The 24,684-nt window shown below is 62.2% G+C and carries 33 protein-coding genes and 1 tRNA gene; 16 read left to right on the forward strand and 18 right to left on the reverse strand.

Annotated features, from left to right (window positions below):
- Positions 1-3 precede the first annotated feature (3 nt).
- The 7 genes from AQZ49_RS22245 to AQZ49_RS08540 form a co-directional block, all read right to left on the reverse strand.
- Positions 4-747 (reverse strand): hypothetical protein, encoded by a 744-nt coding sequence (locus AQZ49_RS22245; protein WP_156428211.1) that lies wholly within the window; start codon positions 745-747, stop codon positions 4-6.
- The gene (locus tag AQZ49_RS08515; RefSeq protein WP_067614850.1) at positions 744-1,577 is read right to left on the reverse strand and encodes a DsbC family protein; all 834 of its coding nucleotides are present in this window, start codon (positions 1,575-1,577) and stop codon (positions 744-746) included. The genes AQZ49_RS22245 and AQZ49_RS08515 overlap by 4 nt, the downstream gene beginning before the upstream one ends.
- Before the next feature lie 12 nt (positions 1,578-1,589).
- On the reverse strand, positions 1,590-2,933 hold the full coding sequence (locus AQZ49_RS08520; protein WP_067614851.1) for a TraB/TrbI/VirB10 family type IV secretion system protein: 1,344 nt from the start codon (positions 2,931-2,933) through the stop codon (positions 1,590-1,592).
- Entirely contained in the window at positions 2,930-3,763 is an 834-nt protein-coding gene (locus AQZ49_RS08525) for a type-F conjugative transfer system secretin TraK (RefSeq protein WP_231739077.1), read from the reverse strand. Before AQZ49_RS08525 ends, AQZ49_RS08520 begins: the two co-directional genes overlap by 4 nt.
- Positions 3,760-4,323 (reverse strand): type IV conjugative transfer system protein TraE, encoded by a 564-nt coding sequence (locus AQZ49_RS08530; RefSeq protein ID WP_067614852.1) that lies wholly within the window; start codon positions 4,321-4,323, stop codon positions 3,760-3,762. Before AQZ49_RS08530 ends, AQZ49_RS08525 begins: the two co-directional genes overlap by 4 nt.
- Positions 4,324-4,326: 3 nt before the next feature.
- Positions 4,327-4,611, reverse strand: coding sequence for a type IV conjugative transfer system protein TraL (gene traL, locus AQZ49_RS08535; protein ID WP_067614853.1), 285 nt, complete (start codon positions 4,609-4,611; stop codon positions 4,327-4,329).
- An 85-nt stretch (positions 4,612-4,696) separates the two neighbouring features.
- On the reverse strand, positions 4,697-4,939 hold the full coding sequence (locus tag AQZ49_RS08540; RefSeq protein ID WP_369819104.1) for a hypothetical protein: 243 nt from the start codon (positions 4,937-4,939) through the stop codon (positions 4,697-4,699).
- Between the two features lie 264 nt (positions 4,940-5,203).
- Here AQZ49_RS08540 and AQZ49_RS22250 point away from each other — a divergent pair, with 264 nt between their 5' ends.
- Positions 5,204-5,695: a hypothetical protein gene (locus AQZ49_RS22250; protein ID WP_156428212.1), complete on the forward strand. Its 492-nt coding sequence runs from the start codon at positions 5,204-5,206 to the stop codon at positions 5,693-5,695.
- Positions 5,696-5,786: 91 nt separating this feature from the next.
- Positions 5,787-6,296: a helix-turn-helix domain-containing protein gene (locus tag AQZ49_RS22760; protein WP_231739079.1), complete on the forward strand. Its 510-nt coding sequence runs from the start codon at positions 5,787-5,789 to the stop codon at positions 6,294-6,296.
- Between the two features lie 43 nt (positions 6,297-6,339).
- On the opposite strand, the gene AQZ49_RS22765 is transcribed toward AQZ49_RS22760, so the two are convergent.
- The 3 genes from AQZ49_RS22765 to AQZ49_RS08565 form a co-directional block, all read right to left on the reverse strand.
- Positions 6,340-7,164 (reverse strand): lytic transglycosylase domain-containing protein, encoded by an 825-nt coding sequence (locus AQZ49_RS22765; protein ID WP_231739089.1) that lies wholly within the window; start codon positions 7,162-7,164, stop codon positions 6,340-6,342.
- A 158-nt stretch (positions 7,165-7,322) separates the two neighbouring features.
- Positions 7,323-8,054, reverse strand: a complete 732-nt coding sequence (locus AQZ49_RS08560; protein WP_067614856.1) for an RES family NAD+ phosphorylase — start codon at positions 8,052-8,054, stop codon at positions 7,323-7,325.
- The gene (locus tag AQZ49_RS08565; RefSeq protein ID WP_197410981.1) at positions 8,029-8,421 is read right to left on the reverse strand and encodes an MbcA/ParS/Xre antitoxin family protein; all 393 of its coding nucleotides are present in this window, start codon (positions 8,419-8,421) and stop codon (positions 8,029-8,031) included. Before AQZ49_RS08565 ends, AQZ49_RS08560 begins: the two co-directional genes overlap by 26 nt.
- Positions 8,422-8,562: 141 nt before the next feature.
- Between AQZ49_RS08565 and AQZ49_RS22255 the strand changes: the two genes are divergently transcribed.
- Genes AQZ49_RS22255 through AQZ49_RS08585 form a run of 4 tightly spaced genes read left to right on the forward strand, consistent with a single transcriptional unit; the run spans position 8,563 to position 11,888 of the window.
- The gene (locus AQZ49_RS22255; protein WP_067614857.1) at positions 8,563-9,246 is read left to right on the forward strand and encodes a DUF2604 domain-containing protein; all 684 of its coding nucleotides are present in this window, start codon (positions 8,563-8,565) and stop codon (positions 9,244-9,246) included.
- Complete coding sequence (locus AQZ49_RS08575) at positions 9,243-9,830, forward strand: putative metal-binding protein (protein WP_067614858.1); 588 nt, start codon at positions 9,243-9,245, stop codon at positions 9,828-9,830. The genes AQZ49_RS22255 and AQZ49_RS08575 overlap by 4 nt, the downstream gene beginning before the upstream one ends.
- Positions 9,827-10,345 carry a Mov34/MPN/PAD-1 family protein gene (locus AQZ49_RS08580; protein WP_067614859.1) on the forward strand — a complete coding sequence of 173 codons (519 nt, stop codon included), beginning with the start codon at positions 9,827-9,829 and terminating at the stop codon, positions 10,343-10,345. The genes AQZ49_RS08575 and AQZ49_RS08580 overlap by 4 nt, the downstream gene beginning before the upstream one ends.
- Positions 10,346-10,349: 4 nt before the next feature.
- A complete protein-coding gene (locus AQZ49_RS08585; protein ID WP_067614860.1) occupies positions 10,350-11,888 on the forward strand; it encodes an E2 ligase fold family C protein in 1,539 nt (512 codons plus the stop codon).
- A 238-nt stretch (positions 11,889-12,126) separates the two neighbouring features.
- Here the strand turns inward: AQZ49_RS08585 and AQZ49_RS08590 are convergent, their stop codons facing one another.
- Both AQZ49_RS08590 and AQZ49_RS08595 read right to left on the reverse strand, forming a co-directional pair.
- Positions 12,127-12,552: a hypothetical protein gene (locus AQZ49_RS08590; protein WP_067614861.1), complete on the reverse strand. Its 426-nt coding sequence runs from the start codon at positions 12,550-12,552 to the stop codon at positions 12,127-12,129.
- 1 nt (position 12,553) lies between these two features.
- On the reverse strand, positions 12,554-12,943 hold the full coding sequence (locus tag AQZ49_RS08595; RefSeq protein WP_067614862.1) for a helix-turn-helix domain-containing protein: 390 nt from the start codon (positions 12,941-12,943) through the stop codon (positions 12,554-12,556).
- A 110-nt stretch (positions 12,944-13,053) separates the two neighbouring features.
- On the opposite strand from AQZ49_RS08595, the gene AQZ49_RS21780 reads away from it, so the two are divergent.
- Together AQZ49_RS21780 and AQZ49_RS08600 are read left to right on the forward strand one after the other, a co-directional pair.
- On the forward strand, positions 13,054-13,293 hold the full coding sequence (locus AQZ49_RS21780) for a MerR family transcriptional regulator (protein ID WP_082701654.1): 240 nt from the start codon (positions 13,054-13,056) through the stop codon (positions 13,291-13,293).
- A gap of 215 nt (positions 13,294-13,508) precedes the next feature.
- Positions 13,509-14,639 (forward strand): tyrosine-type recombinase/integrase, encoded by a 1,131-nt coding sequence (locus AQZ49_RS08600; protein WP_067614863.1) that lies wholly within the window; start codon positions 13,509-13,511, stop codon positions 14,637-14,639.
- A gap of 125 nt (positions 14,640-14,764) precedes the next feature.
- Here AQZ49_RS08600 and AQZ49_RS08605 read toward each other — a convergent pair.
- A tRNA-Val gene (locus AQZ49_RS08605) sits at positions 14,765-14,839 on the reverse strand.
- A 92-nt stretch (positions 14,840-14,931) separates the two neighbouring features.
- On the opposite strand from AQZ49_RS08605, the gene AQZ49_RS08610 reads away from it, so the two are divergent.
- The gene (locus tag AQZ49_RS08610; RefSeq protein WP_067614864.1) at positions 14,932-15,255 is read left to right on the forward strand and encodes a DUF3297 family protein; all 324 of its coding nucleotides are present in this window, start codon (positions 14,932-14,934) and stop codon (positions 15,253-15,255) included.
- Between the two features lie 6 nt (positions 15,256-15,261).
- Here AQZ49_RS08610 and AQZ49_RS08615 read toward each other — a convergent pair whose 3' ends face one another.
- Positions 15,262-16,080, reverse strand: a complete 819-nt coding sequence (locus tag AQZ49_RS08615; protein WP_231739099.1) for a sterol desaturase family protein — start codon at positions 16,078-16,080, stop codon at positions 15,262-15,264.
- 97 nt (positions 16,081-16,177) lie between these two features.
- Positions 16,178-17,242: a helix-turn-helix domain-containing protein gene (locus AQZ49_RS08620; RefSeq protein ID WP_231739102.1), complete on the reverse strand. Its 1,065-nt coding sequence runs from the start codon at positions 17,240-17,242 to the stop codon at positions 16,178-16,180.
- Between the two features lie 109 nt (positions 17,243-17,351).
- Between AQZ49_RS08620 and AQZ49_RS08625 the strand changes: the two genes are divergently transcribed.
- From AQZ49_RS08625 to AQZ49_RS08635, 3 genes are read left to right on the forward strand one after another with little or no spacing between them, the layout of a single operon-like run.
- Positions 17,352-18,494, forward strand: coding sequence for an acyl-CoA dehydrogenase family protein (locus AQZ49_RS08625; protein ID WP_067614866.1), 1,143 nt, complete (start codon positions 17,352-17,354; stop codon positions 18,492-18,494).
- The gene (locus AQZ49_RS08630; protein ID WP_067614867.1) at positions 18,491-19,537 is read left to right on the forward strand and encodes an enoyl-CoA hydratase/isomerase family protein; all 1,047 of its coding nucleotides are present in this window, start codon (positions 18,491-18,493) and stop codon (positions 19,535-19,537) included. Before AQZ49_RS08625 ends, AQZ49_RS08630 begins: the two co-directional genes overlap by 4 nt.
- The gene (locus AQZ49_RS08635) at positions 19,534-20,316 is read left to right on the forward strand and encodes an enoyl-CoA hydratase-related protein (RefSeq protein WP_067614868.1); all 783 of its coding nucleotides are present in this window, start codon (positions 19,534-19,536) and stop codon (positions 20,314-20,316) included. The genes AQZ49_RS08630 and AQZ49_RS08635 overlap by 4 nt, the downstream gene beginning before the upstream one ends.
- Before the next feature lie 25 nt (positions 20,317-20,341).
- Here AQZ49_RS08635 and AQZ49_RS08640 read toward each other — a convergent pair whose 3' ends face one another.
- A complete protein-coding gene (locus tag AQZ49_RS08640; protein WP_067614869.1) occupies positions 20,342-20,626 on the reverse strand; it encodes a BrnA antitoxin family protein in 285 nt (94 codons plus the stop codon).
- Positions 20,623-20,868, reverse strand: a complete 246-nt coding sequence (locus AQZ49_RS08645; protein ID WP_067614870.1) for a BrnT family toxin — start codon at positions 20,866-20,868, stop codon at positions 20,623-20,625. Before AQZ49_RS08645 ends, AQZ49_RS08640 begins: the two co-directional genes overlap by 4 nt.
- A 109-nt stretch (positions 20,869-20,977) precedes the next feature.
- Between AQZ49_RS08645 and AQZ49_RS08650 the strand changes: the two genes are divergently transcribed.
- Positions 20,978-21,346 carry a reverse transcriptase-like protein gene (locus tag AQZ49_RS08650; protein WP_067614871.1) on the forward strand — a complete coding sequence of 123 codons (369 nt, stop codon included), beginning with the start codon at positions 20,978-20,980 and terminating at the stop codon, positions 21,344-21,346.
- Positions 21,343-21,876, forward strand: a complete 534-nt coding sequence (locus AQZ49_RS08655; protein ID WP_067614872.1) for a pseudouridine synthase — start codon at positions 21,343-21,345, stop codon at positions 21,874-21,876. Before AQZ49_RS08650 ends, AQZ49_RS08655 begins: the two co-directional genes overlap by 4 nt.
- Here the strand turns inward: AQZ49_RS08655 and AQZ49_RS08660 are convergent, their stop codons facing one another.
- Positions 21,877-22,656 carry a CHAP domain-containing protein gene (locus AQZ49_RS08660; RefSeq protein ID WP_231739106.1) on the reverse strand — a complete coding sequence of 260 codons (780 nt, stop codon included), beginning with the start codon at positions 22,654-22,656 and terminating at the stop codon, positions 21,877-21,879. It lies immediately after the preceding gene.
- Positions 22,657-22,850: 194 nt separating this feature from the next.
- Between AQZ49_RS08660 and der the strand changes: the two genes are divergently transcribed.
- Positions 22,851-24,248, forward strand: coding sequence for a ribosome biogenesis GTPase Der (gene der, locus AQZ49_RS08665; protein ID WP_067614874.1), 1,398 nt, complete (start codon positions 22,851-22,853; stop codon positions 24,246-24,248).
- On the forward strand, positions 24,245-24,646 hold the full coding sequence (locus AQZ49_RS08670; RefSeq protein WP_067614875.1) for a DUF983 domain-containing protein: 402 nt from the start codon (positions 24,245-24,247) through the stop codon (positions 24,644-24,646). Before der ends, AQZ49_RS08670 begins: the two co-directional genes overlap by 4 nt.
- The last annotated feature ends 38 nt before the right edge of the window (positions 24,647-24,684 follow it).

Raw genomic sequence — 24,684 nt, forward strand, 5'->3', positions numbered from 1 at the left:
CGATCAGCTCCCCTTCGGTGGGAAACTGGCACCGGTCTGATCTGGCGCGGGACCGGACTTCGGTGCGTCAGCCTGCGCCGGTGGTATCTTCGTAGTCGACAGGATCTGTTTGACCTGGTCCTTGATCGTACCCAGTGGATCTGGCGCGCCAGCATCAGCTGCTCGTCCTGCACCAACAAGTGTGGCATCCGGGTTGACGATGCTTTGGGCGTGGCGGTTTCCCGGCACCACAGCCCGTGGAGCCGAACTGAGAAGACCGTTATCCGGCGCCATCTCGGCAACACCGAGCAAGCTGGTGCTTTCGCCAGCGCCCAACTGGCGTGCGCTAAACGGTATCGCTGTGGTCACCTGCATCGGCGGAAGATCGACGGCTGCATAGGCCGCCGTTCGGGGATGGACCTGCCCCAAACTGTCGCGCCAGGCTGGAAAAACAACCTTAATTGTCGGACGCACCCCCGGAACGAAGATCGCACCTTTGCCGGTTCCAGACTTCGTCGCGACCGCCTGCGTCGGCCTTGCCGATTCAGAATATGTCGCGGCCGACGCTTCACCACCGTCTCCGGGCCGGACATCCTGGCCGCCGATCGCGCGGATCGCATCATCGTCGATCGTCGTCGATGGCGCGCATGTTCCATGCGGAGCGGCGCAGACAAAGCCGCCCTTGATGTTAGAGTGCAGGAGCGAGCAGCCCGACAGGGCGCTTGCACCGATCAATAGGAGAGTGAGCCTGCCACGCATGTGTGTCATGCGCCTCCCTTCAGCCAGGCTTCCAGAAACTCGCGAGGCCGAAAGCCGAGAACGACGGCCCCGTCGTCGCGAACGATCACCGGCGTTCCACTGAACCCGTGCGTTCCGGCGAAACGCTCGTTGGCATCAAGCCCGCTGGTATCGCAGGCCCGCTTGGGCACATCCTGATCGCTGTAAGCCTTGTCGACTGCGTTTGCCCGGTCCTCGGCGCAGATCACCGCATCGGAGATCGCGCGCGTGCCAAGCACCGAGATCGGCCGCTCGCTGACGCGAACACCCATAGTCTTCAAAGTCTGGTGCAGCATGCGGCAATAGCCGCAATGGAAATCGCTGAAGACAGTCACGTGCGGGCCCGCTCCGCCCCACTCGATGGCCCCTGATGCTGGAAGTTCGGTCACCGAAACCTTCTGCGCCGGGCTTTGCACAGGGGATGGGGTTGTGCCGCTGCGGGGCTGGGGGGCATAGGCGGCGTCTTCGGCCGAACCATGGACTGATGCCGCACCGCCAAGAAGCAGATCCGGGTTGATTTCGAGCAACCTAGCCGCCGTAATGTCCTGGCGGGTTTCCATGTCATAGACCCGTCCCACGATCAGATATCGAGCGGACGGATCGACGTAGAAGACGTTGCTGCCTGCCTGCACCTCGCAGATGCCGGGTATCTTCGCACAATCCACATTCGAGACCTGCGTGCGCGGCAGCCGCGCGGCTATCGCGTGACCGACCGCCTGCGCGTTCATTGTCCCGGCCAGGTTCGGTCCAGCAAGACTCGGTGACGAATGCGTTGCCAGTGCGGCAAACGCGGTGAGGCCAAGGAATTTCAAACCTGTCATGGCAAACTTCCCTCAGTTGCGGATGAACACGCCGTCGAGGAACACCACCTCGACATCGAGGCCGGTCGGCATTTCGACGACTGGCTGGTACTGCTCGGCGCGCTCGATCAGATATTTGGAGACCATATCGGCGGACTGGGCGACGCCCTGGCCGAGGCCGCCTTGGGCGATGTCGGTCGGCGACAATGTCGAACGCTGTCCATTCACATTGACCGAAGGCGCGGTCAGAAGGCTCTGCGAATTGGCGGAAAATCCGCGCCCGAAACCGCCAAGTGCACCGGCGACAAAGGCCTGGGTCACGAGGTTGCCCGATCGGCTCACAACCCGTCCGCGTACGCCGGTCTTGCCGCCGAAGGCGATGAAGCCTTTGACCTCGCTCACCGCCACACGCCCGCCTGGCTGCGGGCAGGTCATGCGCTGGAGCTTCACGTAAACCTTCTCGGAGCTGAGGTCCGCCATGGCGGCGCCATTGACCATGCAGCCAACGATATTGGTCTTGAGCAGCTTGCCCTGCGCATAGACTGACCTGGCCTGCCCGGTGATCCGCAGGACCACCGGCAAGGGATCGGTCTGGCTCTTGGTGTTGGCCGTCGCATCGACGCCCACCACCACTTTTGCCGTCGCGATCGAGTTCGGCGGCAGATAATTCTCGCTGTCGGTGAACTGCGTGGTTTTCGCAGGGACCATGCGCGTGGCCGTTCCCGACGCATCACCGCTAAATGCGATCAGCCGGACTTCGCTTGCTCGCGTTGCCGGCGAAGCTGCCAATGGTTCCGCGCCCGCGGCTGGACCCCCGGGCCCTTGTGGCGCAGTACCAGCACGCTGATACGTGCCGGGCGCACCAGCACCATAGAGCGACGTCGGCCCGGCAGTTGCACGCTGCATTTGCGTCGAGAGCGCAGAAATTTGGGAGCGCAATTGGTCGTTTTCGGTCTGGTAGGCCGAGAGAACCTTCGTGCCGTCGGTCTTGAGCGACTGGTTCTGACCCTGAAGATCCTGAATCTGCTTTTGCAGTTGGTCGATGCGAGTGCTGTCGCTCTGGAGCGATTTGATCTCGGACCCTTGGGTGCTGATCTGGTTTTCCGAGAGCGCCATCCACTCCTTGTCGGCCATGGAGCGATTGACCATGTCGTCGGTGGAAATCTTCACCGACTTCGTCTGGTCGGTTTGTGCCGTCTGCGTCGGCTCGCTGGACGGCGTGCCAGTAATCCACCAGATGCCGGCAAGAACGAGTGTCCCGCCGAGCGCATACATCGCGATCCGCTGGCGCTTTCGGGTAACCGCGTTGCGATCGAGATCATCGCTTACCGAGGGCGCAGCTGTGTCGGCCAAACCTTTTCCGAGAGAATTCTTCATGGCCGATCTCCCGAACCGGCAGAGCGGACGATGACGAAGGCGGTTGTTTCCTGGCCTGCCTCAAGTTTTGGATTGGTGATGCTTACCGCAACCGCGTCGGCGGGTGCGACTTGATCTTCGCTCAGCACAATCGGTTTGCCGCTAGTGTTGGCAATTTTGAGCAGCTTGCCGGTGAACGAGGCCCCGGCATATTGCCCAACCAGTTGCACCTTGGTCGCCCCCATATTGACAGGGGCAAGCACGCGCCACGTGATGTCGTAGCCTTCGACGGGCTTCTGAGCATACATCGCCGCGATCAGCCGCGCTGCCGTCTCTTGAGCGGAAAGGTTGGCAGGCCAACGCTCACCGATGGATGCCGGCTGTTCGCTATCGGCATTGGCGACGAAGACCTGTTTGGCGTCAGCACCGGCAACGGTGCAGACGAATTTGTAGACGAAGCCTTTGCGCGTGGTGCCGAAGAACGAGATCGACGGCTTGGAGAAGCCCGAGCCCACCGACAGATAAATGTCACCGCGCAGCGGCTCGTTGACGACCTGGAAATCCTCGGCGGGATTGCCAGTCTGAACCTTTGATACCGAAGCGAACTGATCATCCTTCAAGGTGACGCGCGTCAGATCCTTGAGCGACGCATCGCAATGGACGGTGCCATTGTCTGCGGCGAGGACATTCTGATCGGCAAAGGCGGGCTCTGCCATTCCGCCCAAACCCAAACCCAATAGCGACACACCGATCAGGCTTGCGCGACACTTGACCCGGGCGGCAAGCGCCGTTCCGGCAGAAATTTCCAGCGATGCCATGAGGTTCAACCCTTGTGCGGTTCCGGCCGTCATTTTGCCGGGTCCGCCTTTGCAATCATGCCGAAGCCGACGAGTTTCAGGGACACGCCGTTATAGGACCAGGTGAAGCGGAAGGTCCGATGCGCGTTTGTGACCTCCTTGGAGGCAACGACAGTATGCACGGTGCCGCCCACGTCGCTTTGAAGATGGGCCGGGTCGACTTGCAGCATATCCGGTGTGAAAAACTGGGTGATTTGTGAGCCTTGTTGCTCAGCAACGATCTTCATCAGGTCCTTCTTGACCTGCCCTCGCGCCCGCTCGTCGGTCAGATCGAGGATGGAATTCATCCACCAGGCCAGCGATTCCGGCGAGCGGTTGAGCGCAACCGCGGCGACGTCCCGGGTGACCATCTCAAGGTATGCGGGCGAAACCGCCACGCTGCTCAGCGTCACCGGCGTGCGTAAGGTTGGCACCAGCACAATCTCACGGTCGCGCCGCTGCGCGACCACGAATGTCCCTGCCAGCAGCAGGCCGAGAGCGAGCGCAGCCACTGCCAGTGCATTGCGTTGCCGCAGTACGCGCTGTGCATGGCCGTGGGCGAGATCGAGATCCATGGCTCAGCCGGCCAGGACGCGAAGATGTGACGGGGGCAAACACTTCAGGCCGAAGAACTCACCCGGCAGATGCCAGTACCCAAAATGCAGGATCCAGGACATCGACCTGCCAGCTCGTAGCTTGCGATAACCGAACCAGGCCGCGGTGGAGATGATCAGCCCGATAACGATATGCTGGGCCATGATCCCCCAGACAAAGGGGATGACCATCACGAGGAATTCATCAAGCGTCCAGAACCCGATCAACTCGGGATCATCCAGATGCTTGGGAATAGCATAGCGTTCCATTGCTGCCCGCCGTCACATGAGTTTCGTGGGGGAAGGTGAGCCCGGTCCAGCCTCTGGGGGGGAAGGCGACTGGCCGGGCTTCTTGTCAGATGGTGGCAGTCACCATGGCGGTGACGATCGGCACGCCGGTGCCGGCAGCGACACCAGTGCCAACGGGCACGGCAACTTGGCCGAGCGAGAAGCGACCGGACGCGAGGCCCACGATGCCCCCGGCGAGGCTGAGCACAGTGATCACCTTGCCGCCCGAACCCGAAAGGAAGTTCGTGAACTGGGTGAGCGCGGTGCCAAACGTGGTGTCGGTGCCGGCATAGGCCGCCGGCGCGATCATGACTGCCGCCACAACGGCAGGCACGAGGTAGCTCAGGAGCGATGCGCGATTTCGCGCATCCAAAGACGCAGTCGACATGGGAATGTCCTTTCGGGGTTGAATGGCGGCATCACTCGTCTGCCGATCCCGAAATTCCGTTCGCCCGTGCCTATCCGGCAAGGTCGTGAGTCCTATTAAGATAATTATTTCGCCGAAAATTGTAGGATAAGCCTTCAACTGCTCGACTCGGCCCACCGCTGCGCGCGTTGCGCGCAACTCTGGGCGATGAGGGCCACCAAGGGCGCGCATAGCGCCCGCTACTGGGCGCAAAGCGCCCACCAATGGGCAGAAAAGGCATCACACGAAACAACTGGGCAGAGGCGTATGGGAAAGGGTGTTTCGAACGCAAAATCCCACGCGGCGGCCCCAGCCCAGGCGACACATCGCGTGCACGTAAACGCGCTGACATTTCGGGCACTCAGCGAAGCGCTGTTCAATATTTCCGTGCATGAGCATGTCACGTGTTCCCCACGACGGTTGCTCACCAAGGTTCTGACTGATCCCGACAATCACATTTTCAATCTGTCGGTCAATGAGTTGGAGGACATTTGCAATGCTGATGCGCTCATCGGCACGATCCGCCTCAACATTCGAATCGATTCCATCGTCAACGATCGGCTGCGCGAATTTCGTGAATATGCCGAAGCGCAACTTGGCCGCCCGGCCAGTGTGCTCGAAGCCATCAATGCCTGTATCTACGTGACCAACCGCAACTGATATTTGCTGCGAATATGGACCGTTAACAGTCTTGACAGACCCGTCACGTGATCCCGACTTTGGCTCACGGGGCGAGGAGGCGAGGGGTTTTATGGGCGAAGACAGACTGCCTGATTCCAAAAAACATACTATAGTATGCAATGAAGCCGAAACGCACAGAACGCCAGATGCGCGAGCCGATGCTTACCTTGCCCTGATCAATCACCATGTCGAGAAAGACCCTCGGCCGCATTGCGAAATTGCCGAGCTGCTGGGCGTCAGTCGGCGACAACTCGGGCGTATGCTTGGCGGTCAACGGCCGTTGCGACTTGCCGAACTGAAGGCCCTGACCGAGATGTTCGAGATAGATCATGCCCGCGCCACGATTGCCATCGAGGTGATGGGCGATTGGGAAAGCTATGACGACCCCGCCCTCAGCCTCGTCATCCGCCTGCTAAAACCCGTCGTGCTGAAACTTGGCGAGCGGGCCGATTTCCCGGTCGAGCCATTGACCAACCCGGCGCAGGACACGCTATCGGACTGGCTCGCGAACACGATCATCGCCAATGAAGAACAGATCCGCAATCGACGCGATGGCTTCATCAAGCTGCCGGAAATCTAGCCATCCGCCTAACCGCGACCACTTTGCGAACATGGATCCGTCATCATGGCCGGATGTTCAAGAGGTTGCGATCGCCGCCCTCGAGCCGACGCCTGAACTGGTCGCGCATGGTCATAAGAATGGACGAGACGTAATTTACGGTCTCCCGAATGTGAGGTACCTGGCGAGCAGCACGCACCCGGGCTTCGCCGGCGTTGTAAGCGGCAAGTGCCAGATCATATCGGCCGAATTCATTGAGGAGCGCCCGCAGATAACGAGCGCCGCCGCGCATATTCTCGATGGGATTCCACACGTTGCGCACGCCTAATATGTGCGCACTCGATGGCATCAATTGCGCCATTCCTGCTGCGCCTTTTGAGCTTGCCGCCACAGGATTGTAGCCGCTCTCCTGAATGATGAGGGCGTCGAACAATGCCACGGGAAGGCCCGCTTCGCATGATACCGAAGCCATGGCGGAATACCACGTCGCCCGGCGGCGTTCTGCCGCCATTGAAAGGGCAGGGTTGGGCATGTATTCCTCATTCGGGCAGCCGTCGGACCACGCCGGTGCAGCCAAGGGCATGGCGTATGCCTGCACCGCCAGATTGCGTTGGCGCGGCCGAACCGTGTCGGGCAAAAAGTTTGACGATGGCTCGGACGCAGGAACCGGTTGTTGGGCCGATTCTTCGCCCATCGCCACGAATTCTGTGGTCAGATCATGGTCACCACGGACGCGTATGTCCGGTGCTTCATCTGATTGAGGCGGCGTGCCAAGCACAAAGCTCGATCGCTTTAGCTGGCCAAAGTCCTGATATTCGACTCCGCGCGCATCGCTCATAATCGGCCAGGCTGCAGCAGCAGCCGCAAATCCTAAAATCAGAGTTTTCACGTCGTCAGTCCCGTTCTTGCGACCGGGCCTGGCTCAGTTATCGCGCAGCCACTGTTCTCCAGATTTCCAGGCTGCACAAGGGCTGGTGTTTTGGCGGGTAATAGGCGCGACTGATCAACGGGAGCCAGCTGGGCTGTTAAGGCGAGCTGTGAGCCGACCTAAGCCGCCAGTACCCATTCTGCCGAAGCCAATCCCTGCGGATCGATAATCAGCCCGGGTCCAGAAAACGAGTAAAGCGACCGGATGCACTTACCGTCCCATACGAAGCGGAAGTGATCGCCCTGGACCGCGCGTGCCAGTGCCCCCGCGTTGAGAATAGCGAAGCACTTCGCGCTCGGTCGCTCTGGGGGATTGTATAAAAGCCCGTCAATCGGTGTCGTTATATCTGCAATACGGCGGCCGACGGCAATACGCGCGTCGCGATCCAGATTGGGATCGAGATGTCGAAGGTCCGCGAACCGACCCGTGACCTTTCTGCTGAGAACACGCATATCGAGGTTGGTTCTGGCCTCGTCTGTACGGGAGAGGAAGGTTTCGCGCTTGCGTACGGAAATAGCGAGCGCGGTCTGCAGATCGTCTGCCAGTTCCAGAACCGCGGACTCTGGGCCGAAATAGCGGCTTCCCTCCGGATTCCGATAGGTGAACGGCGCGTGATTCCAGTTCTGGTATCGGGGCGCCGTCACATCGACGGCTTCGGTCTGCAAGGCGCGCTGACGATCGCGGAGGCGCGGGTTTGTGATTGTTTCGATCCGGGCGACGGCCGCGCCCTCGTCGTCGTTTGCGATCCGCTCGAAGAGGTCTATCGGCGGGAAACGGGAGGGAATGAGAGTATAACAGGTGTCGTCAATGTCGACGATCTCGATATCATCCGCCTCGCTGAGCATCGACATACTCCCGAACCTTGAAGAGATCGACTACCTGACCGCCCATCATCACGTCCAGTGCCGACCGTTCGCCAAAGTAACGATTTGGTCGTTTAATCCACGAGTTCGCGCTTTCCGGGTTGGGAAGAAGGATCTCGAGCGCCTTATAGATGCCGAATATGTAAGAAAGGCGTTCCAAGGTATCTCTCGGCGCGGATGACACCTCCTTTTTCCATTTGAAGAACGTCGATCGTCCTGGGGATCCCAGCAGACGGATCTGCTCGTCGGTGTTCAAACCCCACGCATCCGCTAGCCTGAAGAAGACGTCGAACGCGGTTTGAATCGGCATCGGCCCCTCGCCGTCTTCGACGAGTGGCTCACGGTTGGCCATCATTGGTCTCCTAGTCCAGAATCAACCTTGATTGACGCTATTGGTCCATATATGGATGATCCATATCGAGACTCATTCCTCTTCCTAGTCCCCGAATCGAGGGCGCGCAAGAGTCGGCGGGTCGGGCATGAGGAGTGAATTACGATGGCGAAAAACAGTAAGTTCGAATTCGAAGTCGAGGGGGTGGACTACCTGACTGGCGATCCAAAGGTGAAAGGGCGCGATATTCGCACGATGTCGGACCATAATCCGGCGGCGAAGTACCGTCTGATCGAAGTGATGGACCGCTACACGACCTCGGTCGGCCTTGAAGATCCGATTGAGTTCGTGGAGGGTGAGAAGCGGATCTTCCGCATCGCCGAAGGCGATCGAGATTTCGATTTCACTGTCGAAGATCTCGGCTGGGAATGGTGTAGCGGCTCGATCAACGAGGCGGATGTCCGCAAGTATGGTCGTATTGCCGACGATCGCGAACTGTTCATCGAGGGCCCCGTCGAACGCGTGGTACCGCGCGGTGGAACCGTCGACCTGACCGGTGACGACGTCGAGCGCATCTATTCGCGCCCGGCGGCGAAGCCGACCCATATCGAGGTGACCTTCATCATCAACGGCGAAGGTCATGCAGTGAAGGCGATGCCCGATGATCGCCTTGTCGACGTCCTTAACGAAGCGTTAAAGGAGACCGAGAACACGGGCCGTCCGGTGACGGACTGGATCGTGACGACTCAGCCGGGCGCAGTGCTCGACGTCGAGAAAACCCTCACCGAGCTTGGGATCGTCGACGGAACGTTGCTAGTTGCCAGCCTCAAGACGGGAGAGGCGGGTTGACCCAAGTCGCCGATCCGGCGGTGAGCCGTCGCAAGTTCGATGCTGAGGTCGGTAATCTCCGCGCCAACCAGGCCATGATGATCGACCGCGGCATCTGGATCATGAACGCTACCTTCCCATACGTGAAGGTAGCGTTCGCGACCGTGAACATGAAGCCGCGCATGATCGCGACGACGATCAAGGTCGACTTCACCGACTATGATGCGCGCCCTCTGTCCGTGAAGTTCGTCGATGCGTTCGAGGACCGCGAACTGATGTTTGGCGAGCTGTTGACGAACCTCCCGAAGAGGGCGCCATCGCCGATGCCGCAGATAATTGGTCCCGACGGTCAACCCCAAATTCAACTGACGACGCTCTGTCAGGCCTACGGCCCTGACAAGCCTGCGTTCCTTTGTCTGCCCGGCGTCCGCGAATATCATGATCACCCTGGGCATTCGGGCGACGCCTGGGAGCTGCATCGCGCCTCCGGCGAGGGCAGTCTGTTTTCGATCATCGACGTCGTATGGCGCTACGGCTCATCTCCGATCAATCAGCTCGGTATCCAGACGATGATCCAGATCACGCAAGCAGAATATCCGGCATGAGGCCGTCGCTGACGCAGGTGTCGTCGGTCGGCGTGCCGAAACCGGTCGCAGACGCGACGCACGCCGCCCTGTTCGCCGCCGGGCGCCGCGGTCTGGAGGGCATGGCTCTCTGGGCCGGCACCCAGGACGGAACAGCCTTCCACGTCCGAGAGGCGATCGTTCCGCAACAGAAGGGCATCCGGAGCGACCACGGTCTCGCCGTCATGGTGGATGCGCCGGAGCTCCAGCGGATCAATCTCCACCTTTACCAAGCCGAACTCCGCCTGCTCGCCCAGATACACAGCCATCCGACCCATGCGTTTCACAGCGAGATGGATGATGAATACGCGATCACGACAGCCTTGGGGTCGTTCTCCATCGTGGTGCCGGACTTCGCCGTGGATCCGTTCTCGATCGCCCGTTGCGCGACCTACCGGCTCTCGCCACGGCCTTGGTGGAAGCCCGGCTCGCGGCCCTATTGGGCTTCGGTCTCCGCGCGCGCCGCAGCGTCCATGATCACAATTTTGAAGGACTGATCCAATGGCTCTCGCACCCTTCTTCGACCGCGCCCGTCAAAGCGCTTCCCAGGTGATGCGGCATTTCGACGCGCAGGCCTTCGAGCGCCGGCTGTCCGAAGTCGTAGTGACCATAGCCTTCGACGCCACTGGCGAGGAGTCGATCGAAGGACAGTGCGCCCTCGATATGGCCGCGCGGCTCGTCGCCAGGTTGTATCCGAGGGTGGCCATCGTTCCGCTCTCCGGCACCGGGGAGCTGTCCGGCCAGTTGGCCGACTTGATGCGGTCTATCAATCCTGAGATCGAAATCTTCGCCGAAGGCGATGCAAGACATGGAGTCGCGCTGGTGGTGGGCACCACCGCGTTCAACGCCGACACGTTGATCTACATTGGCTCGGACAGATGGGTGGCCTCGGTATCAACGACTGCCCCTCGCGGATCCGGGAACAGCAACAATCCGCTCGGAGCGGGGGCCGCCGCATGCATCGGCACGGCCAACGTGTTCCGCGCAGTCTTCGCCGACTGCGTCGATCGGCCTGAGTTGGACCAAGACGCCAGGCTCTCGCTGCTCAACTTTGAGACGGGGTCGCGCTGCGCTAACGCCGATATGCCTAGAGCCGTCGACATGGGACTCGTTCAACTCGTAGGCGCTGGCGCGATTGGCAACGCGTTCGTCTGGGCGATGGCGCGCGCACCCAACCTGACCGGGACGCTTCACGTTATTGATCACGAACCGATCGAAATGACGAACCTGCAACGGTACGTGCTGGCATGCATCAAGCACGACAAGGCGTCCAAGGTCGAGCTAGTGGCGTCGACGCTGGCGCAAACCGGGATCGTCGTCCATCCGTTCCGGTGCACATGGGCCGGGTACGTGCAGGGCATCGGACACCACAGGTTCGAGCGCGTCGCGGTAGCATTGGATACTGCGCGCGACCGGATACAAGTCCAGAGCTCGCTTCCGCACCGAATCTACAATGCCTGGACGCAGACAGGTGATCTCGGCGTTTCCCGCCACGCCTTCGATGGCAACCACGCCTGCTTGGCATGCCTCTATCTTCCTGCCGGCAAGCGCCGGAGCGAGGACGAGATCATCGCGGAGGAGTTGCGTCTCATCGGCAAGGCCAATATCGAGCGGACTCGCGCCATGTTGTATCATGGCGAGCCCGTTGGGGAGGCCTTCGTCCGCGAGATCGCGGCTACAGCTGAAGCGGACGTCGACAGTCTTCTAGCCTTTGCCTCGCTTCCGCTGCGGGCGTTTCGCCAGCGCGCTATTTGCGGGAACGCCATATTGAAGGCGCACGACGGTAACGGATCCGACATCCAGGTGCCGATGGCTTTTCAGTCAGCGCTCGCCGGCGTAATGCTCGCGGCCGAAGTCGTCGCCTCGAGTCCCGGCGTTCGGGCGACAAAGCCTGGTACACGGACGGTCGTTGATCTCATGCGCCGTGTGCCGAGCTATGTGACCAGCGAAGTCCTAAAGGGCATCCCAGGACAGGCTCGTTGCATCTGCGAAGACGCTGTCTGGCAAGACATCTATCACGGGAAATTTACCATGGCGTGAATTCGCCAAGTGCATTTAATGAGTTATCGTTATCGGGATAGGTGATGCCTAGGGATGAATTGCCGCTAGTGCGATCGATGCCGAAAGTCCGTTGATCCGCGCGATCATGACCGGTTTTGTTAGTAGAAGATGTTCAAGTGCCGAGGGCCGAATGGTTTAGACTGGTCGATTCCGGCCAAGCAAAGCGGTGAAACAACTGTGTCCTGCTTTGCACCTACAATGTTTTCTTACAAAGGGATCAACAGTCTGCAGTCCGGCAGTTGAAATTTGGAGATTTCCCCAGGCGAACCTCCCACCGGCCGAACTCCTGTTCGGCTTGATCGACCAACCAAAGCGGTAGGAGCAAAGAGGCAAAGAGGGAGGCTGTGGCTTTGACCTCGAAGAGGCAGAAAAAGTAAGCTGCGGCGAGCGCGAGAAGCGTCAGGCCGGCTGCGCCGAGAGAAACGACCTTGGCGAACGCGATATAGCGAGGGATCAGGACTTCGCGAAAATTGCGGAGTTCATCAACTCGGCGCTGTCTGCATTCGAGTTCCAAATTGGCCTGCCGAACCTCGTGCCGTAGCGCAAAGCGTTCCGTCATGAGCTTTTCAAGCGGCGGGTTTACGGCCTGCATTGCTGCCAGGATGCGGACGTCGACGACCGAGATGTCAGAATTGTCGTTCATGTCATGCACTCAGGGACAGAAGCTTGTCGGTCATCGCGTCACTGATGTCGCCATGTTCGATGAGGTATTGAAACAGCGCGCTGCTCAGCTTGATCAGATTGTCCCGCTCGACCTCATCACCGCCGCGGGTGAGATAGGCCCAAGCGATATGGATCGACCGACTGTGTAAGTCGTCCAGACTGTTTTGCTCCGGACGACCTTCGCCCAGCAGCAGCCAAGTCGGATTGACCCCGTAGGTCTTACTAAAAGCGATGACCGCCGACGCTGGCGGCTCCCGGCCTTTTTCATAATTGACCAGCGCTCCGTGGGAAATGCCGATCGCAGCCGCGACGTCGACCTGGTTCAGCCCCCTGGCCTTTCTGATCTCTAGAAAACGGGCGCCGATGCTCACGCGGTACCTGCACAAGAATCCGCCTTGACGGAACTCACAAACATGAGTTACTCCAATGATCGTGAGTTTCAGTCGAACTCGAACCCTAAACTACTACAGAGGTGCTAGTCATGCAATTGCTGACCCTCCCAAAACTGGCCGCGCAAAGTGGCTGGCCGGAATCTCGCGTCCGTCGAATGGTCGCGCGTGGCCTGCTGTCGCACATCCGCGTCAATGGCCGGCTGCTACTGCCTGAAACTGCGATCGAGGATTATGTGGCGAACCATTTCGTCAAGGCGGCAGGGCGGTCAACACCGATGGGGCGGCTCATACTCGCCAATCCGGGGCAGGATCCAGAACCGGCGCGCTGAGAGCGGGGAGCTTTTGAAATGGCTGTTCTTTCGACCATCCTCGATTCCGGCAAACCACCCAGTGAATGGGTCGAACTGCTGTCCACACGAGGTTTGATCATCTCCGAGCGCTCACTGCGGGAAAAGGCGAGCCGTATCGGCGCCTGCCACCGGCTTGGCCGGACAATGATCATCACCGCCGATCAAATCGATCAAATTCTGGAAAGTCGCAATCCATGCCCCTCGAACCGTTTCGCAGAGGCCCAACCTGGTGGGCTCGCGGGCGCGTCGAATATTTCGGCGCCGCCATCACCGACTACTATCGATGCAGCACTGGCGCATCTGAGGAAGCGGGCGCTTGGGACTGGTGCCGCGCCGAAGAGGAAAGGCAGATTCGGCGCCACGTCCTAGGCGATGAACCGGATGCTCAACCCGATGCAATTTTCAATTTTGCCGACGCGGTCCTCATTTACAAGCCAAGCGCAGCCGACGCCGGGTATCTCGTGCCGATTCTTACAAAGCTCGGATCATTGCCGGTCGCCGCTATCACGCCGAAACTGGTACGCGACCTTGGCCAAGAGCTTTACCCTGACGCTTCAACCGATACCTGGGTACGCCATGTCGTCACACCTGTGCGGTCAGTAATCAATAACGCTCACGATCTCGGCCACTGCGCGCCAATCCGCATCAAGGGCTATTCGAAGGAAGAACGGGTCGCGCAAGATATCAAGCGCGGTCGAAAAAGCCGGGTCAAGAAGACCCCCGGAAGCTGGGAATGGCTCCTCAGATTTCGCCAGCATGCGCCCAAGCGTCACGCCGCCTTGGCAATGTTCATGTTTATGACCGGTGCACGCATCAGCCAGGCGGTGGCGATGCATCCGGATCGGCACCTGAAGCTTGATGAGATGCTGATCTGCATTCCTGCAGCGAAGGGTCACGATGATCGATGGATATCGGTCCCGCAGGAACTCGTCACTGAACTTGCGTCTCTCCCGCGGATCTATCCGCGAGGGTTTGACCGGACAGCAGAAAATTTGCGCGTCTTCGGCTTTGCGGATCGTTCAAGTCCAAGGAAAGGCTGGGCACGCGCGTGCAAACTGGCCGGGATCGACCTCCTGCCGTTTCACGCCGCCGGTCGCCACGGATTCGGTCAGGAGATGAATGTGCGGCAGGGCATCGATGAGAAGGCTGCCGGTGAATTCGGCGGTTGGTCCGATACGAGCCTGATGCGCAGAACTTATACCCACGCTGAGCAGACGGCTGAGAAAATTCACGAGGCCCAAATACGCGGTCTTCGCGCGGCCGAGCAGGCAACCAAGCTGACCCTGTTCAGTTCGGCAGAAGGCGAAAAGAAGGGGAAGGCATGATGTCCGTGTACGGGTTTTGTACGAGCGGGACGCGAAATGGGGCGTTTGTTCCCGTTATTTTCCGCATCGAAAAATTTGGGCCTCAAATGGGTCACCATAAAAACCCTATATTTCTGAGGGTTTTATGGTGGGCGCGGCAGGGATTGAACCTGCGACCCCACCCGTGTGAAGGGTGTGCTCTACCGCTGAGCTACGCGCCCGTCCGGTCGGACTTGCCTGTTGGACAGGGGCGGGCCTCTATCGCGACAGCGCATGATTGACAAGTGGGGGCTGCAAGATATTTGCAGGCGGCATGACCGATCAAGAATCTCCCTCGCCCGAAGCAACTTCGCCCGCCGTCGTCGCGGCTGCGGCCGACGTGCCGCCCGACCGTCTGGCGATCAATCCGCGCAGCCCCCATTTCGATGCGGATACGCTGCAACGCGGCATCGGCATCCGGTTCAAGGGCGTGGTGCGCAACAATGTCGAGGAATATTGCATTTCCGAAGGCTGGGTGCGGGTGCAGGCGGGCAAGACGCTTGATCGCAAGGGCAATCCGCTGACGATCAAGCTGTCGGGCCCGGTCGAAGCCTGGTTCGAGGATCTGGGCGAAGACGCGCCGGTTGCCAAGGCCTGAGGATTTTTACGCCACAGGCTGGGTGACATTCGTGGGCGTGCGGGTGGCCACGGCTTCGAACCGGTCGTGGTAACGCGGGTGCTCGGTGCCCATCCAGCGGTCCCACCAGGTGAAATAGAGCCCGTAATTGTAGCGACCTTCGCTGTGGTGCAGATCGTGGTGCGTGGTGGTGGTCAGCCAGCCGGTCCACGGGTTGCGGGTAAACCCGCTCCACGCCAGTTCGTGCCCCGAATGGCCGATCGCGTTGCGCGCGATCTGGTGGCCCAGGAAAATGAACACTGCCAATTGCTGCACCGGGGCCAGCAGGGCGATGATCAGGAACATCGCCGGAATGACCAGGGCCTCGGTCACCGCTTCGCCCGTGGCAAAGCTGTAGGCGGCCCACGGCGTTGGCGTGCGGCTGCGATGGTGGGCCAGGTGGGTCAGCCGGAACAGCGCACGCGTGTGCAGCGCACGATGCATCCAGTAGAACCACGCATCGTGCAGCACGATCAGCGCCAGCACTTGCCAGCCGACCGCGAAGGCATCGGCAGGGCCTTTGGCAATGCGGATCACGCCTGTCATCGCAAGTGCGACGGTCAGCAGGTCGACCACCGCGAACACCATGATCGTCCATAACGACTGGCGCAGTTCGCGCGCCACTTCGGCGGCTTTGGCGCGGCGGGTCTGGATGCGGCGGTGCGCGATCAGGCGCCCGGCGAGCCACACCACCATGGCCACGCCGCCGGCCCCTGCCAGATAGCGGATCAGTTCGATCTGCACCCCACCGGCCATATGGTGGGCAAAGCGGATCAGCAGCGGGGGTACGGCGGGGTAGCTGGGCATGCGGGACTCCATCGGCAAGCGCGAGGTCTCCCCCATGGCAGTACGGCCTCCGGCATGCTGCGCGCGCCCGGACAATGCCGGTCGTTTTCGGAATCGATCAGCTTATTCGATTGTCGGCAAACGCGGCCCGACGAAAATCGGTGGGGGTCTGCCCGGTCGCTTCGCGAAAGGCGCGGTTGAACGGAGCCAGCGAGCCATAGCCGAGGTCCATCGCGATGGTCAGCACGGGCAAGGCAACATGGTTTGGATCGGCCAGCCGCGCCTTGGCCTCGGCGATGCGATGCCGGTTGAGGAACGCCGAAAAGTTGCGATAGCCCAGCCGCTGGTTGATCAGCGCGCGCAGGCGGTGTTCGGGCACCCCCAATTGTGCGGCCAGATCGCCGATGGTCAGGCTTTGCTGCAACCACGCGCCAGCCGCCATCGCCGCGATCAGCCGGTCGCGCAACACGTGTTCCGCCGGGGCCAGCGCTGCGTCATCGATTGCGGGCGGCTGGTCCGGCACTGCACCGCCGATCAGATCGGCATCGGCTTCAAGCAAGGCGCCGCCGACCACCAGTCCCGCCGCCATGATCAGCAGCGCCTGGGTGATGCGCAGCGTCACCGGTTCTTGCGCATAGCCAAACCATGCCTCTGCCAGCACGATCACCAGCGCCTCTGCCGCCACGATCGCCACAAACGCCAGCGCAAAGCGGCGGCGTTTTTCGCTGAGGTCGTCCGACCGGCTGTTGACCGCCACGAGCACGGCATCGATCGCCAGCAGCGCCATCACCAGATGGCCCAGCCGGTCGAGCCATGGTCCGATGACCAGACACCACCCCCCGATCGCCGGCGTGATCACGCTGGCCAGCAGGATCGCCGTGGCGCCTGTGGCGATTCGCCGGTCGGGCGCACGCTCGAACAGCACGTGGGCAAACAGCCACAGCGCCAGCGGTGTCGCGGTCGCGCCGATCACGGCGACAAATCCCACCGGGGTTGCTGCGGCCAACGGCCCACCGACGGTGTGCGCCAGATAGGCGATGACACAGGCCAGCAACAACACGGTGCCGCGCCGGATCGCGGCACTGGCGCCGCTGCGTGCGACGACCAGCGCCACCATCAGCATTTCGCCAACTGCGATCAGGCGCAAGGCCCCGTCCAGGGGCGAAAGGTCGATGGATGCCATGGTCATCCCGACATTTATGGCCAAACCTGCCCGCGCCGTCCATTGCGCACGGTGCGCAGTTTTGTCATGGGCCGTGCTTGATGCATAGGAATGCTCTCAGGAATTCACCATGACCCAGTTGTTCAGCCTGACCGAAGACCAGATTGCCATCCAGGACATGGCGCGGCGGTTTACCGCCGATGCGATCACGCCCTTTGCGGCGGCGTGGGACGAGGATCACACGTTCCCGCGCGAAACGATCCGCGCCGCGGCGGAACTTGGCTTTGCGGCGATCTATGTCAGCGAGGAATCGGGCGGGATCGGGCTGGGGCGGCTTGAATCCGCGCTGATTTTCGAGGCATTATCGTATGGTTGCCCCGCCACGTCGGCGTTCATTTCGATCCACAACATGGCCTCGTGGATGATCGACCGGTTCGGCAGCGCCGAGGTGAAGGCCAAGTACCTGCCGCGCCTGGTCAACATGGAGCTGATCGCCAGCTATTGCCTGACCGAACCGGGCAGCGGGTCGGACGCGGCGGCGCTGCGCACCACCGCAGTGCGCGACGGCGATCACTATGTGGTGTCGGGCACCAAGCAGTTCATTTCGGGCGGCGGGGTGAACGATATCTATGTCACGATGGTGCGCACCGGCGAGGCGGGGCCCAGGGGCATTTCGTGCCTGGTGATCGAGCGCGATATGGCAGGCGTGTCGTTCGGCGCGCCCGAGCGCAAGCTGGGCTGGAACGCCAGCCCGACCGCGCAAGTGAACCTCGACAATGTGCGCGTGCCGGTGGGCAATCTGGTCGGCGCCGAGGGGCAGGGCTTTGCCATCGCGATGGCCGGGCTGGATGGCGGGCGGCTCAATATCGGCGCCTGTTCGCTGGGCGGGGCGCAGCGCTGTCTGGACGAGGCGGTGGCTTATGTGAAAACGCGCGCGCAATTTGGCCGTACCATCGCCGAGTTTCAGAACACCCAGTTCCAACTGGCCGACATGGCCACCGATCTGGAGGCGGCGCGCGCGCTGCTTTATCTCGCCGCCGCCAAAGTCAGCGCCGATGCGCCCGACAAGACCCGCTTTTCGGCGATGGCCAAGAAGCTGGCGACCGACAACGGGTCGTCGATTGTCGATCGTGCGCTGCAGATGTTTGGCGGTTATGGCTATCTGAAGGACTATCCGATCGAGCGGTTCTGGCGCGACTTGCGCGTGCATCGCATTCTTGAAGGCACCAACGAAGTGATGCGCATGATCATCGGGCGGGACTTGCTGAAATGACCGACGAGATTCTGGCCCGTATCGCCGGGCGAGTGGGGCATCTGTCGCTCAACCGGCCCAAGGCGATCCACGCGCTGACGCTGCCAATGGTGCGCGCGATGATCGCCGCGCTACTGGCTTGGCGCGACGATGCAGCGGTGGCGGCGGTGCTGATCGACCATGCCGAAGGGCGCGGCTTTTGCGCGGGCGGCGATATCGCGTTTTTGCGTGACTCTGCGCTCAACGATGGCGGCGCGTCGGGGCGGCAGTTCTTCTATGAGGAATATCAGCTCAACCACCTGATCCTGACTTATCCCAAGCCGGTGATCACCGTGATGGACGGCATCACCATGGGCGGCGGAGTGGGCATTGCCGGCCCGGCGACCATCCGCATCGCCACCGAGGCGACGCGGCTGGCGATGCCCGAAACCGGGATCGGCCTGTTTCCCGATGTCGGCGGTGGCTGGTACCTGTCGCGGCTGGCGGGGCGGCTGGGGCACTATATGGCGCTGACCGGCGCGCGGCTCGACGGGGCGGATTGCCTGTGGACGGGGCTGGCCACGCATTACCTGCCGTCCGCCGCGCTGGCCGAGGCGAAAGCGGCGCTGTTCACCGATCCCGATCAGGCGGCGGCCATCCTGCACCGGCTGGCGGCGGTGCCGCCCGAGGCGAAGATCGCCGCGCAGGCCGATACAATCGACCGCCTGTTCGCGTCCGACCGCTATGAAGATATCCTGGCCGCGCTGGCCGCCGACGGCGGCGACTGGGCCAGCGCGACGCTGGCGACGCTGGCCACCAAGAGCCCGCAGACCTGCAAGGTGGCGCTGCGTCAGTTGCACGACAGCCTGCATTGCGAAGACTTTGCCGCCAACATGGCGATGGAATACCGCATCGGCGCGCGCGTGCTGGTGCGGCCCGATTTTGCCGAAGGCGTGCGCGCGGTGATCATCGACAAGGATCACGCGCCCCGCTGGAACCCGCCCACCCCCGAGGCCGTGACGCCGGATCTGCTCGACGCGATCTTTGCCCCGCTGCCCGCCGATGAAGAATGGAAACCGCTATGACGTTTGAAACGATCCTGGTCGAAACCCATGGCGCGGTCACGCTGATCACGCTCAACCGCCCGCAGGCGCTCAATGCCCTGAACAGCCATGTGCTCGAAGACCTGATCGCCGCGTTCGCCGCGTTCGAGGCCGATCCGGCCCAACGCTGTGCGGTGCTGACCGGTTCCGGCGAAAAGGCCTTTGCGGCGGGCGCCGACATCAAGGAGATGGCCGACAAGCCCGCAGCCGATTTCTATGCACAGGACTTCTTCGCCCGCTGGACCAGCCACCTGGTCAAGACCACGCGCAAGCCGTGGATCGCGGCGGTCAACGGCTTTGCGCTGGGCGGCGGGTGCGAACTGGCGATGATGGCCGATTTCATCATCGCCTCGGACAACGCCAAATTCGGCCAGCCCGAAGTGAAGCTGGGCGTGGCCCCGGGCATGGGCGGATCGCAACGCCTGACCCGCGCGATCGGCAAGGCCAAGGCGATGGAAATGTGCCTGACCGGGCGCATGATGGACGCCGCCGAGGCCGAACGCGCAGGCCTGGTCGCGCGGGTGGTGCCGCTGGCCGATCTGCTGGCCGAAACGCTCAAGACCGCCGCCGCGATCGCCGCGATGCCTCCGCTGGCTGCCATCGCCAACAAGGAAATGGTCAACGCCGCGTTCGAAACCACGCTCGATCAGGGCCTGCTGTTCGAACGCCGCGTGTTCCAGGTGCTGACCGCCACGCAGGACAAGGCCGAAGGCATGGCCGCCTTCATCGAAAAGCGCCCCGGGGTGTTCACCGGGCGGTGAGCGCAAGCCGCCAAGGTGGATGACCCTACAACGCAGCGGCCTTGCGCAAGGCATCGTTCATGCGCGATTGCCAGCCGGGGCCGGTGGCGCGGTAGCTGGCTATGATGTCCTGATCGAGACGCAAGGTTACGCTGACTTTGCGGGCATCGGATTTGGGGCGTCCCCGCGTGCGGCGCTCGGTTTCCAGCTTTGCCGCAAGCTCGGGAAAGACATCGGCAAAGGGGCGTGCCCTGGCACGGTCCTGTTCGGTCAGTTCGGGACTATCCGAAACCGCGTCGAGGTCGTGCCGGGTGAATTTCTGTTCGGTCATCGCCAGATGGTCCTTTCCTTGCGGCTCGCCGGTCGGGCCGAGATGATCGAGATCGCTTCGCTGCCCAGGGTGGCAAAGATCACCACGATGACGCCATCGAGTTCGCCGATGGCCGTCCATCGGGCGTCTTTTGCAGGGACGATCTGTGCCGACAGGAAGAACTCCGGCCCGATCATCGCAAAGTCGATCCCGTGCTTGACGATATTCGCTTGCCGCTTCGGCTCGTCGCACACGATTATCATGATTTAATGTAGCTACCGAAAATAGCACTGTCAATATTTTTGTAGTTACAAAAATTGACGCTGCGGCAAACCGTCGCGTCGCGCTTGCTGGCGTGATAGGCACGGGCCAATGAAAATCTGGTTCGATGGCGGGTGTCGGCCCAATCCGGGCGTGATCGAAACGGCGGTGGTGACCGGCGGGCGGGTGTGGCACCGGGGCGATCATGGGCAGGGTGACAACAACGATGCCGAATGGCTGGCGCTGCTCGATGCCATCGCGGTGGCGCGCGATCTGGGGCTGCGCGATGTCGTGCTGTTGGGCGATGCGGTGATGGTGGTCGATCAGGCGTCGGGGCGCGCGCGGCGCGTGCCGGAACGGTTTCGCGGCTATCTGGCGCGGTTTCGGGCGCTGGCGGCGGGGTTTGCGCGGGTGCGGGTGCGCCATGTTGCGCGGGCGCACAATCTGGCCGGCATCGCGCTGCAAAAGGGGCATGCATGACCCGGCTGATCGCGTTCAACAAACCGTTCGGGGTGTTGTCGCAGTTTACCGACGGTGGCGCGCGCCCGACATTGGCGGGGTTTGTCGCGGTGCCGGGGGTCTATCCGGCAGGCAGGCTCGATCGCGACAGCGAGGGGCTGCTGCTGCTGACCGATGACGGGCGCCTGCAGGCGCGGATCGCCGATCCCCGGTTCAAGCTGGCCAAGACCTATTGGGTGCAAGTCGAGGGCATTCCCGAACCGGCGCAACTGGCGCAGTTGCGCCACGGGGTCATGCTCAACGACGGGCCGACTTTGCCTGCCGAAGCGGACATGATGGCCCCGCCCGCCTTGTGGCCGCGCGATCCGCCGGTGCGGTTCCGCAAATCGGTGCCCGATAGCTGGATCAGCCTGACCATCCGCGAAGGGCGCAACCGCCAGGTGCGGCGGATGACCGCGGCGGTCGGCCTGCCGACCCTGCGGCTGGTGCGCTGGCGGATCGGCGACTGGACGCTGGACGGGTTGCCCACCGGCGAATGGCGCCAGATCTGATCAGTCGTCGGCGTGTTTCATGTGTGCGGCGATGATCCGGCCGATCGGATCGTTACGCAGCGCAGGTGCGGTGGTGGCAGGCGTCGCGCTGTCGCGGTCTGCCGCCCGCGCAACCAGCCAGGTGCGGCGCGGGGTCGTCGTTGCAGCGCCCGATTCGGGCCGGATGCCGGCGAGGAAATTGCTGTCGATGTGCGATGGCGTTGCCGCATGATACGACAGTTGCGTCACGCGCGGGGCGTTTGCGCTGGCCAGGTGAATGCCATCGGGGGCCTCGCCCTTGCGCGGACGGGTCTTGTAGATGAAGCCGTTGACCGGCCAGCGCGTGGTGCCCAGATCGCCGATCGGGGCATACCATACGCGCACTTCGCTCCAGTCGTTGTCGGGCGAGACATCGACCGCGCGCACGTCGAGTTCGACATTGCCGCGCCGTCCGTCGATCGGCGACCAGTTGGCATGGCGCAGCAACACGGTGCGATCATCGATCACTTTGCTGACCATCGCGACGTGGCCCAGCGTCATCGGGCCATGCGGGCGAAAGCTCATCACCGCGCCCACTTTGGGTTCATGACCGCGCGCATAGTGCCCGACGGCCTGGTCCCACCAGGTGTGTGCATCGCCATAGAGCTGAATGCCCGACACCTGGCGCGCAAACGGCACGCATTGGCGATAGGGCAGCGCATCGTCATCGTCGCTGTCGTCCCCGGCATCGGCGGCAGGGACAAAACCCGCCGGACGCGCCTGCGCCGTGATCGGAGCAATCTGGGCTGATAAGGCCAGCACAGTTGCGAGCTGCCATCCCCCGGCTTTTAATACGGTCCATCCCTGCATGGCCGTTTACTTGCACGCACGGTGGTTAAGGCGCGGCGACGCAGCACGGTTAACGGCAGGTAATTGGATGTTGCGGGAGTGTGAAGACAGGCCCTGTGCCGCGCAATTGCTTGCCTTTCTGCCCGTAAACCGGCACGGCAAAATCCATGTCTGCCCCGCAATTACCCCAAGTTGTCATTATCGGTCGGCCCAATGTGGGCAAATCCACGCTGTTCAACCGGCTGGTGGGCAAGCGTCTGGCGCTTGTCGATGACCAGCCGGGGGTGACCCGCGACCGCCGATTCGGTGAGGCGGACTTGCTGGGTCTGGCGTTTACCATTGTGGATACGGCTGGCTGGGAAGACGATGATCCCGCCACGTTGCCGGGCCGCATGCGCATGCAGACCGAGGCCGCGCTGGCCGGCGCAAGCGTGGCGCTGTTCGTGATCGATTCGCGCGCCGGGCTGACCTTGCTTGACGAGGAAATCGGCCGCCATCTGCACGAATCGTCGGTGCCGGTGATCCTGGTCGCCAACAAGGCCGAAGGTCGCGCGGGCGACGATGGCGTGTTCGAAGCCTTTGCGCTGGGCTTTGGCGAGCCGATCGCGCTGTCGGCGGAACATGGTGAAGGCCTGAGCGATCTGTTCCAGGCGCTGCTGCCGCTGATCGGAGAGCCCGAGGAAGCGCCCGAGCGCGACCCCGACGAACCCGAATACGATCCCGAAAGCATCTTGAAGCTCGCCATCGTCGGCCGCCCGAATGCGGGCAAATCGACGCTGATCAACCGCATTCTGGGCGAAGATCGCCTGCTGACCGGGCCCGAAGCCGGGATCACCCGCGATTCGATCGCGGTCGACTGGACCTGGCACGATCCCGCCGGGGGCAGCCGGCCGGTGCGCCTGATCGACACGGCGGGCATGCGCAAAAAGGCGCTGGTGGTCGAAAAGCTGGAACGGCTGGCGGTGGCCGACGCGCGCCACGCCGTCGATTTTGCCGAAGTGGTGGTGCTGTTGCTCGATGCCACGCGCGGGCTCGAACACCAGGACCTGAAGATTGCCTCGCTCGTGCTCGAAGAAGGCCGCGCGCTGATCATCGCGATCAACAAGTGGGACATCGCCGAAGACCCCAGCGGGCTGTTCAACGGCGTGCGCGCCGCGCTTGAGGAAGGGCTGGCGCAAGTGCGCGGGGTGCCGTTGATCGCGGTTTCGGCGCGCACCGGCAAAGGTATCGACGCGCTGTTGGGCGCCGCGTTCGAATTGCGCGACGCGTGGAGCAAGCGTGTGCCGACCGCCGCGCTCAACCGCTGGTTCGACTCCGCGCTGTCGGCCAATCCACCACCCGCGCCGAGCGGTCGGCGGATCAAGCTGCGCTATATCACCCAGGCCAAGACCCGGCCGCCGGGCTTTATCCTGTTCGGCACGCGGCTCGACCAGTTGCCCGAAAGTTATCGCCGTTATCTGATCAACGGCATTCGCCGCGAACTCGGGTTCGATGCGGTGCCGATCCGCTTGACCTTGCGCAGCGCCAGGAACCCGTTCGACGACAAGAACGACAAGAGCAGATGACCCCCGACTTGCCGCAAACGGTGTGGGCGGCAATGCGCCGGGGGTTTACCGGCAAATGCCCGCGCTGTGGCGGGGCGCGCCTGTTCGCGCGGTTCCTCAAACCGGTCGATCGCTGCCCGTTGTGCGCGCAGGACTGGACCTTGCACGCCGCCGACGATTTCCCGCCTTATGTCGCGATCATCATCACCGGCCATGTGATGGCCCCGGTGATGATCGTGCTGGGCAGCGCGACGGCGATCCCGATGTGGGTGACCGTGGTGATCGCGGTGACACTGGCGGTGGTGATGCTGATGAACCTGCTGCAACCGGCCAAAGGCGCGATCATCGCGCTGCAATGGTGGATGGGCATGGCAGGATTTGCGCCGCGACCGGGGAAGGTTGAGGCGGGGGTGGAGTAGGTAGAACCAACCCTTTCGGGGGGCGGGTCCGGGGGTGC

Origin of the sequence: Novosphingobium sp. FSW06-99 (genome assembly GCF_001519065.1) — a bacterium.
Classification (GTDB): Bacteria; Pseudomonadota; Alphaproteobacteria; order Sphingomonadales; family Sphingomonadaceae; genus Novosphingobium.

Excerpts from the sequence above, each read along its gene's own strand:
- AQZ49_RS22245 (WP_156428211.1), bottom strand. The coding sequence starts at position 747 with ATGACACACATGCGTGGCAGGCTCACTCTCCTATTGATCGGTGCAAGC.
- AQZ49_RS08515 (WP_067614850.1), bottom strand. The coding sequence starts at position 1,577 with ATGACAGGTTTGAAATTCCTTGGCCTCACCGCGTTTGCCGCACTGGCA.
- AQZ49_RS08520 (WP_067614851.1), bottom strand. The coding sequence starts at position 2,933 with ATGAAGAATTCTCTCGGAAAAGGTTTGGCCGACACAGCTGCGCCCTCG.
- AQZ49_RS08525 (WP_231739077.1), bottom strand. The coding sequence starts at position 3,763 with ATGACGGCCGGAACCGCACAAGGGTTGAACCTCATGGCATCGCTGGAA.
- AQZ49_RS08530 (WP_067614852.1), bottom strand. The coding sequence starts at position 4,323 with ATGGATCTCGATCTCGCCCACGGCCATGCACAGCGCGTACTGCGGCAA.
- traL (WP_067614853.1), bottom strand. The coding sequence starts at position 4,611 with ATGGAACGCTATGCTATTCCCAAGCATCTGGATGATCCCGAGTTGATC.
- AQZ49_RS08540 (WP_369819104.1), bottom strand. The coding sequence starts at position 4,939 with ATGATCGCGCCGGCGGCCTATGCCGGCACCGACACCACGTTTGGCACC.
- AQZ49_RS22250 (WP_156428212.1), top strand. The coding sequence starts at position 5,204 with ATGAGGGCCACCAAGGGCGCGCATAGCGCCCGCTACTGGGCGCAAAGC.
- AQZ49_RS22760 (WP_231739079.1), top strand. The coding sequence starts at position 5,787 with ATGGGCGAAGACAGACTGCCTGATTCCAAAAAACATACTATAGTATGC.
- AQZ49_RS08560 (WP_067614856.1), bottom strand. The coding sequence starts at position 8,054 with ATGTCGATGCTCAGCGAGGCGGATGATATCGAGATCGTCGACATTGAC.
- AQZ49_RS08565 (WP_197410981.1), bottom strand. The coding sequence starts at position 8,421 with ATGATGGCCAACCGTGAGCCACTCGTCGAAGACGGCGAGGGGCCGATG.
- AQZ49_RS22255 (WP_067614857.1), top strand. The coding sequence starts at position 8,563 with ATGGCGAAAAACAGTAAGTTCGAATTCGAAGTCGAGGGGGTGGACTAC.
- AQZ49_RS08580 (WP_067614859.1), top strand. The coding sequence starts at position 9,827 with ATGAGGCCGTCGCTGACGCAGGTGTCGTCGGTCGGCGTGCCGAAACCG.
- AQZ49_RS08585 (WP_067614860.1), top strand. The coding sequence starts at position 10,350 with ATGGCTCTCGCACCCTTCTTCGACCGCGCCCGTCAAAGCGCTTCCCAG.
- AQZ49_RS08590 (WP_067614861.1), bottom strand. The coding sequence starts at position 12,552 with ATGAACGACAATTCTGACATCTCGGTCGTCGACGTCCGCATCCTGGCA.
- AQZ49_RS21780 (WP_082701654.1), top strand. The coding sequence starts at position 13,054 with ATGCAATTGCTGACCCTCCCAAAACTGGCCGCGCAAAGTGGCTGGCCG.
- AQZ49_RS08600 (WP_067614863.1), top strand. The coding sequence starts at position 13,509 with ATGCCCCTCGAACCGTTTCGCAGAGGCCCAACCTGGTGGGCTCGCGGG.
- AQZ49_RS08610 (WP_067614864.1), top strand. The coding sequence starts at position 14,932 with ATGACCGATCAAGAATCTCCCTCGCCCGAAGCAACTTCGCCCGCCGTC.
- AQZ49_RS08615 (WP_231739099.1), bottom strand. The coding sequence starts at position 16,080 with ATGCCCAGCTACCCCGCCGTACCCCCGCTGCTGATCCGCTTTGCCCAC.
- AQZ49_RS08620 (WP_231739102.1), bottom strand. The coding sequence starts at position 17,242 with ATGGCATCCATCGACCTTTCGCCCCTGGACGGGGCCTTGCGCCTGATC.
- AQZ49_RS08625 (WP_067614866.1), top strand. The coding sequence starts at position 17,352 with ATGACCCAGTTGTTCAGCCTGACCGAAGACCAGATTGCCATCCAGGAC.
- AQZ49_RS08630 (WP_067614867.1), top strand. The coding sequence starts at position 18,491 with ATGACCGACGAGATTCTGGCCCGTATCGCCGGGCGAGTGGGGCATCTG.
- AQZ49_RS08635 (WP_067614868.1), top strand. The coding sequence starts at position 19,534 with ATGACGTTTGAAACGATCCTGGTCGAAACCCATGGCGCGGTCACGCTG.
- AQZ49_RS08640 (WP_067614869.1), bottom strand. The coding sequence starts at position 20,626 with ATGACCGAACAGAAATTCACCCGGCACGACCTCGACGCGGTTTCGGAT.
- AQZ49_RS08645 (WP_067614870.1), bottom strand. The coding sequence starts at position 20,868 with ATGATAATCGTGTGCGACGAGCCGAAGCGGCAAGCGAATATCGTCAAG.
- AQZ49_RS08650 (WP_067614871.1), top strand. The coding sequence starts at position 20,978 with ATGAAAATCTGGTTCGATGGCGGGTGTCGGCCCAATCCGGGCGTGATC.
- AQZ49_RS08655 (WP_067614872.1), top strand. The coding sequence starts at position 21,343 with ATGACCCGGCTGATCGCGTTCAACAAACCGTTCGGGGTGTTGTCGCAG.
- der (WP_067614874.1), top strand. The coding sequence starts at position 22,851 with ATGTCTGCCCCGCAATTACCCCAAGTTGTCATTATCGGTCGGCCCAAT.
- AQZ49_RS08670 (WP_067614875.1), top strand. The coding sequence starts at position 24,245 with ATGACCCCCGACTTGCCGCAAACGGTGTGGGCGGCAATGCGCCGGGGG.